Consider the following 9,407-nt stretch of genomic DNA (forward strand, 5'->3'; position numbering starts at 1 on the left):
CCGCCAAAGAGCAGGATGAGCAGGATATCACTCTCGAAATCGTCAGACTACCTCAGGCTAAACGGGGTTTCGTGCTGCTGCCACGTCGCTGGATCGTAGAGAGATCGTTCGCGTGGGCAACGCGGTGCAGGAGGCTGGTGAAAGACTACGAGCGCTGCGCCTCAACGCTTGCCGCAATGCATACCATCGCCTTCGCAGGTTTCATGCTTAGAAACGCAGCTAACCTGCTCATCCAAAGTGCATAACACCCTCTAGGCTTTGATTCCCGTTGGCTGAGGAGCGCAGAAAATGGCCACCCTTTGAAAAACAATCAAAGAAGAGGGGGGGTAGAAGGTCTCTGCGCAGCCGCTCACATAAGGGGCTAGCAACCTGAAAAAACCTGAAATCCGTTTTTGATTAGTTTTTCAAAAAACCCGCGGTTTCCCGCCGGTTAAATCATCTTGATGCGGGCTTCTTCTGATACACTTGTTACAGGTCAACGCGCGCGCTTCAGGACTGTTTGGGCTCGCCAAATCGGGCGAACTCAAAATTCACGCTCACGCGCGCGCATGCATGCACAATACTGGTCACAAAACCTTTCTCCTCCTGAATATCTGGCTTTCGGATGTTGCTTTTCGCCTCAAAAATCGCGTTTTGAATGTCAACATTTGTCAACAATTTCCAGCGGATCAAAGCTCCGAAATCGCGTTTTGGATTTCAACTTTTTTCAATAGGGAGCGTCGCTTGGATATCAAGTTTTTGGAGGTTCTCAGGGCCGATCCAAGCACCGAAATCGCGCTGGCAACCTTAACATTTACTAACAGGCGCGCACCCTGCTCGCTCGCCGTTTTCTCACTATAACCAGCCCGAATAGCGGCCTGTTAGCGCGTGCTGAATAGATTTTGGGATTTCAACATTCTTCAACATTTTCAAGCATTGGATTTCAGTTTTTTTCAGTAGGTCGGCTCTGTTCAGCCCCCTTGTTCTCAAGGCGTCTTTCCGGGCCATGTGCAGAGCTGCAGAGGCCTCACCCTCGCGTGCGTGCGCGTATTGGTCGCGAAACTCGGCAGCCGTCCCAATCTGGATACCTCAAATCCCCGCAGAAATCAGCGACTTCCTTGTACTTCCAGCCTGTTCCGCACTATGCTTCAGGCATGGAAACCGCTGCTTCTGAACCTCCAGTTTACCGCATCACCATCCCCGGCCTGCTGAGGGCCAAAGGCCGGACCTTCACGGATGCAAAAACGGTGCAGGCCGAGAGGCATATCCAGCACCACGCCATAGAGCAGATCGGCAAGCCATGCCTGACAGGGCCACTGCACGTTTCCCTGACAATCAACATTGCCCCTCCGCCCTCATGGAGCCGGAAGAAAACGGCTGAAGCACTGGCAGGCCGGATCCTGCCGACCAGCAGGCCAGACATCGACAACCAGATGAAGACCGCTGCTGATGCTCTGAACGGTATCGCCTGGAAGGATGATGCCCAGATCGTGGATGCCACTCTGTCACGCCGTTACGGGCCGGAGAGTATGACTGTGATTGAGGTGACGCCGCTATGACCGGCAAGCGTGACCGGGGCGGGGCCGAGCGTCTGAGCCTTCATAATGAAGGTGCAGGTGCCTCCAGTGCAGAGGCGCCTCGGAAAGCCGCGTCACGTCCGAAAAGACACATTCCCCGCAAACCAAGCCCTACCCAGATCGAACGGTTCGAGGCCCTCCGGGCGCGGGTGATGGGTGGGAAGTTGCACAGTACGCCTGCGGGCGCACTCACGCATGAGCAAAAGCGATGAAGAAAGACATCGGTCCACTGTCCTTCAACTCCACCATAGGACGCCTTTCAGGGCCTTCTGGTGCCATTCGCCTACCTCCGCACCTGAAAGCTATCGCGGGGCAATTTTGGGCCATTGGTGAGGGCGTGGCGGTTCCATTCTCTAGCATACAGGATGCTCTATGGCCGGAGGGGGTGCAGGGGCCTGCCAATCCGGAGCAGGCCTTCAGGCGGGATCTCAGGGAGGTTCGGATTATCACTCGCGCCCTGGCTCATGGCAGCGGCAAAATTCTGGATTTCCGGCAGAATGCAGCGGGATACTGGCTGGTGCGCGTTCGGGTCATCCGCTGAAAGCCTTAGTCGGTTAATAAGGCTTCCAGATTGGCGGTGTTGCCCCGGTTTTGTGCGTCCGAATTTCGGACACGCTCTCTTGCTTTCCTCTGGTGCCTTGCATGACGGCCGGGCACAGAATTATGCATGAGCCCGCAATTCATCCACCTCGAAACCTACGCCCGCAAGCCCGACAAGCAGGGCCGGTCTGTCGTCTTTGTTCTCGCTGAAGCCTCCCGCGAGCCATGGGCCTGCTACCACGTTGAACAACCTCGACCGCCTACCATTCTGCATGGTCTCCATCCCGCAGAGGTGCGCTCCAGACATGACCAGAGAGCGGCCTCTATCCGTATCCAGACCTCTACCGGCTTGCGCGCCCTCCGGCAGGACCAGCACACGCTTCTGACTGTGGTGGCTTCCTTCCACCGGAAAGGGAGGGATTATGAAGGCTGGGAGCGAGATACCTTGCAATGGCTTCAGGCGCGCTATGGCGCCCAGCTCGCGTCTGTCATTCGGCATACCGACGAGAGCCATCCGCATCTGCACGCGTACGTCCTGCCTGATGATCCTGCCATGCGGGCAAGGCGACTGCATCCGGGCGCGCTGGCAAAGGATACCGCCCTACAGAACGGAGCCACCAACAGAGCCGGCGATGCTGCCTACCGGGCGGCTATGCGCGACCTGCAGGACACTTACTGGCTGGAAGTCTGTGCCGCTCTTGGCATCCGCCGCTTTGGCTTCTCCCGGCGCAGAATGACGCGAGCAGAGTGGCATAAGGAAAAGATCGTTCGGGAATGTGGCCGGGCTGCCGATGTGAAGCTTGGCGAGAACATGCAGAGAATCAAAGCCGCAGAAGCTGAGCTGACAAAGTGGCAACAGGATCTGGAGCAGTGGCGGCTGCAAATGCTGGGAGACAGAAACCGCATCCGAGGGGAGGCCGAGCAGAAGGCTGGGGCTTTGTATCGTGCTCGCATGGAGGAGCTGGCCCGGCGCCATGATGAAGAACGGGCCTTAAGGATGGAACTGCAGAAAAGACTTGAAATTTTCTCGCCCAGAACAGGAAGCCCCTGACCATCTCCCTCCTGATGAGTTCATAAGTCCATGCATTTTTGAAATCATGAATACATGAAATGAAGAAACCTATTTTTCTTGTACTTCCTGCCCCTCCGTACTATTGTTCTCGTAATGTTCTTATGCTGCCGGAGGGGCACTTTTGATCCGAGAAATGGACTACACCATCACTACAGATGGTCCTGACAAAGGCAAGGTCTTCGTAATTTCCCGCATGCCGGCATTTCAGGCTGAGCGGTGGGGCCGTTCGTTCCTGTATGGCGCTACAGTTGGCACTCCGTTTGAAGCGAGGGCTGTCTATGCTGGAGCCATTGCGGAAGTAGCTCGCTCGGCTATCGGCCTGAATGTGCTGCGCTCTATGGATCCGGTTTTTTCGGACCCTCTGGAAAAAGAACTGCGTGGTTGCATCAAGATCAAGCCTGACCCTGAACACCCGAGCGTAACGCGCACTATCGTTGACGGTGATTTTGACGATATCGGCACCTTCATTGAGCTCCAGCAGAAGGCGTTCGAGTTCAACACTGGTTTTTTTCAGGCCGTCTCCCGCTCCCTGCCGCCATTGGCTTCAGAGAGGCCCCACCAGGAGCCGGAGACTTCCTCAACTACCCCAACCTCAGCCCCCTCATTGGAGCAGTAATCCATGCGCGGATGGCAACTCTCGGAGAGCTCCAGACTATCTATGACGCAGAGGATCTCTACGACATGGCTGAGCTTCTGGTTATCGACCAGCACAATCAATATGTGGCGCAGAAAGCGGCTGAGCGGGATGCACGCTCTCGCCGGTAAGGTAGCAAGCTGATGCCGCTGAATTCCGTTCCTTTGCCGGCATCATGGGATGTGCCGAAGGTTGCAGGTGTGCCCACGCTGGCAACCTACGCCATCGAGGGTGCTGAAGCGGCTGCCTCTGTTATCGTGGGGACTGCCCTTGAAGATCTCCTTGTCAGCGAGGCTGCTGCTCAGTGGGGCATCTTTGACAAGAATGGGCAGCGGGTTGCGACTACCGCCCACGTGGTCTCTCTCGGCACTATTCAGGAAAGCCGGATCACCAGCGCCCCTATGGAGAAAGGGGCTTTTGCTTCAGTGAATAAAGTCTCAATGCCTCGCATGGTACGCGTAATGCTGGTCTGTGATGAAGACCTGGCAACGCGGGCGGCCTTTCTGTCCGCTGTGCAGGCGGCTGCTGCATCCACTGACCTTTTCACCCTCTCAACGCCTGAGGCCGTCTATCAGAATATGAACATCACACATGTGGAGCGGGATATTCGCCAAGGGGGCTCTCCCTCCATGCTTCGGCTTATGATCGGCGCTGAAGAAGTGCGTGGGGGAGCACGTGCATTACTGGCGAGTGCGGGCACCAGCTCCCTGCCCACTAAAGAGCCCTCCGGGGCTGCCCCTATCAATATCGGACAGGTGAACCCCGCAGCCGTAACGAGCCAGAGCTGAGCCATGCAGACCATTCCGCTATCCGTAACGCCCTCACAGTCTTTGCATGTCTTGCTAGGCGGCCAGAATGTTGGACTGACCTTGCGCCAGCGCAGCTCAGGCCTTTATGCCGATATCAAGCTGAACGGATCAATCATTGGGTCAGGCCTTTTGTGTCAGGACCGCACACTGATTAACAATGCTCCTTATACGGGGTTCTCCGGAGACCTTGTATTTGTCGATACGATGGGCGCCAACGACCCCACGTATGACTATTTTGGTAGCCGTTACGTCCTGTACTGGATCGAGCCGGGAGAAAGCATCCCGTGACAGGCACTGTCATTGATTCCCTCGTTGTTGAGCTCACCCTTGACGCTAAAGGAACCGTAAAAGGCTCCCAGCAGGCGGAAGGTGTGCTGAAGCGGCTGCGCGCGCGGCTCACTGATAATGCGAAGGGGATTGAGCAGGCGCATGCGCGGGTCGCTGAGTCTGTCAGGAATGTCAGAGAGCAAGTGCTTGGCCTGCTTACCGTCGTCACGGCAGGCCGAGGTCTCAACGCCTTCTTTCAGGAAACCAGCGCCAACGTAGTGGCGACGCGGAGTTTCTCGCAAACCATCGACACCTCCACCGCGTCCCTTGGGAAGTGGGAAGCTGCAGCCCGCATGGCCGGGGGGAGTGCGGAGGGCATCCGGCAGACCTTCGCTTCTATCAGTTCCTCCGTATCAGAATGGGATCTGAACAAAACCTTTTCCCCTCAGCTCCAGCAAATGCAGCGGTCGGGTATTGCTGTTCTGGACGGGAAGACCGGCAACGCCCTCAGCACGGAGCAGATTTTCAAGAACGCCCTCCGCTATCTGTCCACCATCAAAGACATGCGCAGGCGCACGCAGCAGGCCAGAAGCTTTGGCTTTGGAGATGGGGTTCTTCCTCTGGTCAATTCAGGCTCTATCGCCATCATGCGGATGCTGCACGAGGCGCAGGAAGATGGCGCGGAGGTCACTGAGAAACAGGCTAAAGCCAACACAGAGCTTGTTCACTCTCAAGAGCGCCTGACTACGTCTTTCACGGCTTTAGGCCGCCAGATCGAAAGCGACTTCGCTCCTCAGATGGCCGTGGTGAACGACCTGATCCGGGCGACAACCAACACCATCAGGCAGCACCAGACCATTGCGGATGCTGCATTTGCCGGAGTTTCTACCACAGCCCTCGCTCTCGGCGTGGCTATGGCTGGCCCTTTTGTAGCGGGGTTTGTGGCGGCAAATGCTGGAGTTCTCGCTCTGGCGGCCGGGTTTGGCGCAGTGGTGACAGCTGGCAGTTATTTCTACAGCGACTGGTCGGCGTGGATGAGAGGGGGCTCGTCCGAATTTAGCGCATTCTACCAGTCTGTTTCTAATGGCTGGGCTCAGATTGAGCAGATCGGCTCGCGCACTCTGACCAAACTACGCCCGGAATGGGAAGCTTTCGAGCGGGGCGCCGAAGAAGGCTGGAAGGCTTTCACCTCCCTCTTTACGGAAGATTCAGACACAATCCGCGCGCGCTGGCTGGTTTTGACTGGTGATGCCTCTGACGCATGGGGGAAAGCCATGACTTCCCTGCTGACGGATTGGGAGCAGTTCAAGAAGGCTATACAGACAGATGCCCCGGCCATCCGGCATTGGCTGGAAAGCATGCTGCATCGCGGTGAAGACGCTGCCAAATCCGCCTGGCATTACGTCGAGGAAGGGTCCGCTAAGGTAGGACACTACATCGGAGGGCGAGCTGAAGCCATGCATGGCCTGCTTGCCCCGCGCGGCATCCGCAACAACAACCCCGGCAATCTCCGCTCATGGGCCGGTGCCGGGTCAGACGGACAGTTTGCCCAGTTCGCCACGCCGGAAGCCGGACTCAATGCCATGGCCCAGAACCTGCAAACCTATATGCGCAAGCGCGGCCTTCAGTCTGTACGCGGCATCATCTCCCGCTGGGCTCCGGCGTCGGATGGCAACCTGACAAATGACTATATCGCTCAGGTTTCAAAGGATATGGGGGTTACCTCAGACGCCCGCCTGAATGCGTCAGATGTAAATACCGTTGCCAGCCTGATGCATGCAATCACCCGCCGGGAAAACGGCTATGATCCATACGCCGGATTGAATCAGGCTGCGGCGCAACAGGCGATTGCCCACAATCAAGGCGGAGGCCCCACACAGGAGGTTCACCACCATGCGCACAACACCTTCCATGTGACGGTAACCACCCGAGCCACAGACGCGCGGGGGACTGCGCATGCCGTGAGCCGGGAGCTCGCGACCATTACCAATACGGGGCTGAACTGAACATGGTTGAGCAAGCGGGCACGGTTTCTCTGGAAACGTTCTATAAACGCAAAATCAGCCTCACGTTCCGGCTGGGCCGCGGGCAATTCGGCACCAGTGGGTCACAGGAACTACATGTAAGCGGTCACCGTATTCAGGCAACGGTCAATATGGTCGGAGGGGTAGCAGGATCCTCCGCTGAACTGCGCGTGTATGGGCTTACGCAATCTCTGATGAATGACCTGAACCAACCGGTGCTGACACCCAATGCGGACGGCGGCCGGAACAATACGATCATCATCACCGCTGGCAATGAAGGAGGCCCTCTCACTCAGATTTTTCAAGGCAATATTGTCTCCGCGTGGCAGGACAATTCCGGCGCCCCGGACACGTGTCTGAACGTCTATTCAACGGCCATGGCGTTCAGCTCTTTAGCTGATTATCCTTCATCCAGTTACAAGGGCACGATCAGCATTGCTGATGCTGTCGGCACAATCGTTCGCAGCCTCGGATTTATCTTTGAAAATGATGGTGTGACAGCACGTGCTGCCGATGTTGTTCTGACAGGCAGTAGCGCCCAGCAACTGGATGAGCTGGCACGCATGGGGCGTTTTCAGAGGATTTTTGACAACGGCACATACGTCATCTGGCCGGAGGGCAAGGGCCGCTCAAACCTTATCTCAGACGTGTCACCCGCAACCGGTATGCTTGGATATCCGTCATTCACCGGAAACGGCCTGAATTTCAAGACGGTGTTCCGTCCGGAGATTCGCTTTGGCCAGTCTCTAAAGGTCACAAGCGATCTCATGCCTGCGTGCGGGGTCTGGAATATCAAAACAGTGACACATGACATTGAGAGCGAAAACCCCGGAGGCGAGTGGCTGACCAGTATTGAGACGACACGACCACTCTACGGGGATGATAACACCCCTCCGGGAGCATCAGCATGAGCGGGACAGACCAGAACGCCTATCTTGGACAGGCTCAGGCCGCAGACACAGCAGGACCCGTAAACCCCATTCTGTTTGCAATCCGCCAGCAGATGGCCCGCATGGCTGGCGCCACTCTGGTGCAGGTGAAAGCCGTCTCTGCCACGGGTTTGGAGCCTGTCGGGTTTGTGGACGCTCTCCCCATGGTTCAGCAAACGAATGGGCGCGGGATGCTCTCTCCCATGCCGATGATCCACAACCTGCCCTATTTCCGGTTACAGGGCGGCAAGAGCGCTGTTATTGTTGATCCGGCCATTGGTGATATCGGCCTGGCCGTGTTCGCAAGCCGTGATATTTCCAACATCAAGCAGGCCCGCGCACCCAGCGGCCCCGGCAGTCATCGCATTCATAGCTGGAGTGACGGACTCTATATCGGTGGCTTCCTGAATGGCAGCCCGGAAGAATACATCTGGCTAACCAGCAATGGCGTAAAGGTGCAGACAAAGGGTGAGTTTTCTGTCTCCGCCAGCAAGGTCACGTTCGATTGCGACATCACTACTTCCGGTGATGTGAAAGCCGCCGGTATCAGCCTCACTCAACATACGCATCCCGGCGTACAGCCCGGTAGCGGGGCAACCGGCACGCCAGAATGAAACGAAAGCGCGGCATAGCTTCTCCCTTGCATATGATACCATAAAACAGTATCATTCTTCCATGAAAGCCAAGCACCGCCGCACGCTGGAGTTAATCTTCAAACGCCCCGTCTCAGGCAACGTGCCCTGGACGGACATTGAAGCTCTTTTCGTTTCTCTCGGCGCGGAGGTGTCAGAGCGTGAAGGCTCACGCATCGGTGTGTTCCTGTTTGAAGAGATCAAGGTCTTCCACCGACCTCATCCTAAACCAGACACCGACAAAGGAGCCGTAGCTTCTGTCAGAAAATGGCTTGAGCAGAATGGAGTGACGCCATGAATAACATGATGGAAATTGGCGGCCATCGGGCTGTCATCCAGTTTGACCCTGAAATCGGCATGTTCCGGGGAGAGTTTCTGGGACTGAACGGAGGGGCTGATTTCTATGCAGATAGCGTGAGCGGCCTGCAGCAGGAAGGTGAGGCCTCCCTCCGTGTTTTTCTGGAGATGTGCGCTGAAAAAGGCATTGATCCAGTCAAGCACTACTCTGGCCGCTTTGTGGTTAGACTGCCTGAAGAGATCCATGCCCGCGCCGCAGAGATTGCCGCAGCCCGTGGCGTCAGCCTCAATCGACTGGTGCAGGACGTACTGGCTCAGGTTGAAGCGTAAGCTAATATTTATTTTTACTTTAACTATTCCTTAGATTTATCACAGGTCTTAAAAAAGACTTTGTTCAACTTTGCCACCCCTAGAGGGTGTTATGCACTTTGGATGAGCAGGTTAGCTGCGTTTCTAAGCATGAAACCTGCGAAGGCGATGGTATGCATTGCGGCAAGCGTTGAGGCGCAGCGCTCGTAGTCTTTCACCAGCCTCCTGCACCGCGTTGCCCACGCGAACGATCTCTCTACGATCCAGCGACGTGGCAGCAGCACGAAACCCCGTTTAGCCTGAGGTAGTCTGACGATTTCGAGAGTGATATCCTGCTC

15 protein-coding genes are annotated in these 9,407 nt (G+C 56.4%); 13 read left to right on the forward strand and 2 right to left on the reverse strand.

Translation table 11 applies throughout. The annotated features are described in order from the left end of the window. On the forward strand, positions 1-245 hold a 245-nt coding region (locus tag KP703_RS14750; protein ID WP_215755473.1), incomplete at its 5' end, for a transposase. Between the two features lie 423 nt (positions 246-668). Here the strand turns inward: KP703_RS14750 and KP703_RS14755 are convergent. Beyond that, complete coding sequence (locus KP703_RS14755; protein ID WP_215755484.1) at positions 669-851, reverse strand: terminase small subunit; 183 nt, start codon at positions 849-851, stop codon at positions 669-671. 282 nt (positions 852-1,133) lie between these two features. Between KP703_RS14755 and KP703_RS14760 the strand changes: the two genes are divergently transcribed. The 12 genes from KP703_RS14760 (at position 1,134) to KP703_RS14815 (ending at position 9,090) form a co-directional block, all read left to right on the forward strand. Next, entirely contained in the window at positions 1,134-1,538 is a 405-nt protein-coding gene (locus KP703_RS14760) for a RusA family crossover junction endodeoxyribonuclease (RefSeq protein ID WP_215755474.1), read from the forward strand. Between the two features lie 226 nt (positions 1,539-1,764). Then, the gene (locus KP703_RS14765; protein WP_215755475.1) at positions 1,765-2,097 is read left to right on the forward strand and encodes a hypothetical protein; all 333 of its coding nucleotides are present in this window, start codon (positions 1,765-1,767) and stop codon (positions 2,095-2,097) included. 126 nt (positions 2,098-2,223) lie between these two features. Continuing rightward, positions 2,224-3,147 (forward strand): plasmid recombination protein, encoded by a 924-nt coding sequence (locus tag KP703_RS14770; protein WP_215755476.1) that lies wholly within the window; start codon positions 2,224-2,226, stop codon positions 3,145-3,147. A 142-nt stretch (positions 3,148-3,289) separates the two neighbouring features. After that, a complete protein-coding gene (locus KP703_RS14775) occupies positions 3,290-3,784 on the forward strand; it encodes a hypothetical protein (RefSeq protein WP_215755477.1) in 495 nt (164 codons plus the stop codon). An 11-nt stretch (positions 3,785-3,795) separates the two neighbouring features. Next, positions 3,796-3,933, forward strand: a complete 138-nt coding sequence (locus KP703_RS14780; RefSeq protein ID WP_215755478.1) for a hypothetical protein — start codon at positions 3,796-3,798, stop codon at positions 3,931-3,933. 12 nt (positions 3,934-3,945) lie between these two features. Continuing rightward, positions 3,946-4,590 carry a phage baseplate protein gene (locus KP703_RS14785; RefSeq protein WP_215755479.1) on the forward strand — a complete coding sequence of 215 codons (645 nt, stop codon included), beginning with the start codon at positions 3,946-3,948 and terminating at the stop codon, positions 4,588-4,590. A gap of 3 nt (positions 4,591-4,593) precedes the next feature. Beyond that, positions 4,594-4,899 (forward strand): phage baseplate plug protein, encoded by a 306-nt coding sequence (locus KP703_RS14790; protein ID WP_215755480.1) that lies wholly within the window; start codon positions 4,594-4,596, stop codon positions 4,897-4,899. After that, positions 4,896-6,884 carry a hypothetical protein gene (locus KP703_RS14795; protein ID WP_215755481.1) on the forward strand — a complete coding sequence of 663 codons (1,989 nt, stop codon included), beginning with the start codon at positions 4,896-4,898 and terminating at the stop codon, positions 6,882-6,884. Before KP703_RS14790 ends, KP703_RS14795 begins: the two co-directional genes overlap by 4 nt. Before the next feature lie 2 nt (positions 6,885-6,886). Beyond that, positions 6,887-7,813, forward strand: a complete 927-nt coding sequence (locus KP703_RS14800; protein WP_215755482.1) for a baseplate hub protein — start codon at positions 6,887-6,889, stop codon at positions 7,811-7,813. Next, positions 7,810-8,445, forward strand: coding sequence for a Gp138 family membrane-puncturing spike protein (locus KP703_RS14805; RefSeq protein ID WP_252354112.1), 636 nt, complete (start codon positions 7,810-7,812; stop codon positions 8,443-8,445). Before KP703_RS14800 ends, KP703_RS14805 begins: the two co-directional genes overlap by 4 nt. A 61-nt stretch (positions 8,446-8,506) precedes the next feature. Beyond that, positions 8,507-8,761 (forward strand): type II toxin-antitoxin system HicA family toxin, encoded by a 255-nt coding sequence (locus KP703_RS14810; RefSeq protein WP_061507208.1) that lies wholly within the window; start codon positions 8,507-8,509, stop codon positions 8,759-8,761. After that, positions 8,758-9,090, forward strand: coding sequence for a type II toxin-antitoxin system HicB family antitoxin (locus KP703_RS14815; protein ID WP_215755483.1), 333 nt, complete (start codon positions 8,758-8,760; stop codon positions 9,088-9,090). Before KP703_RS14810 ends, KP703_RS14815 begins: the two co-directional genes overlap by 4 nt. Before the next feature lie 89 nt (positions 9,091-9,179). Here the strand turns inward: KP703_RS14815 and KP703_RS14820 are convergent. Further along, a partial coding sequence (locus KP703_RS14820) for a transposase (RefSeq protein WP_215755296.1) occupies positions 9,180-9,407 on the reverse strand: 228 nt, incomplete at its 5' end.

Source organism: Acetobacter sp. P5B1 (genome assembly GCF_018811985.1).
Lineage (GTDB): Bacteria > Pseudomonadota > Alphaproteobacteria > Acetobacterales > Acetobacteraceae > Acetobacter > Acetobacter cerevisiae.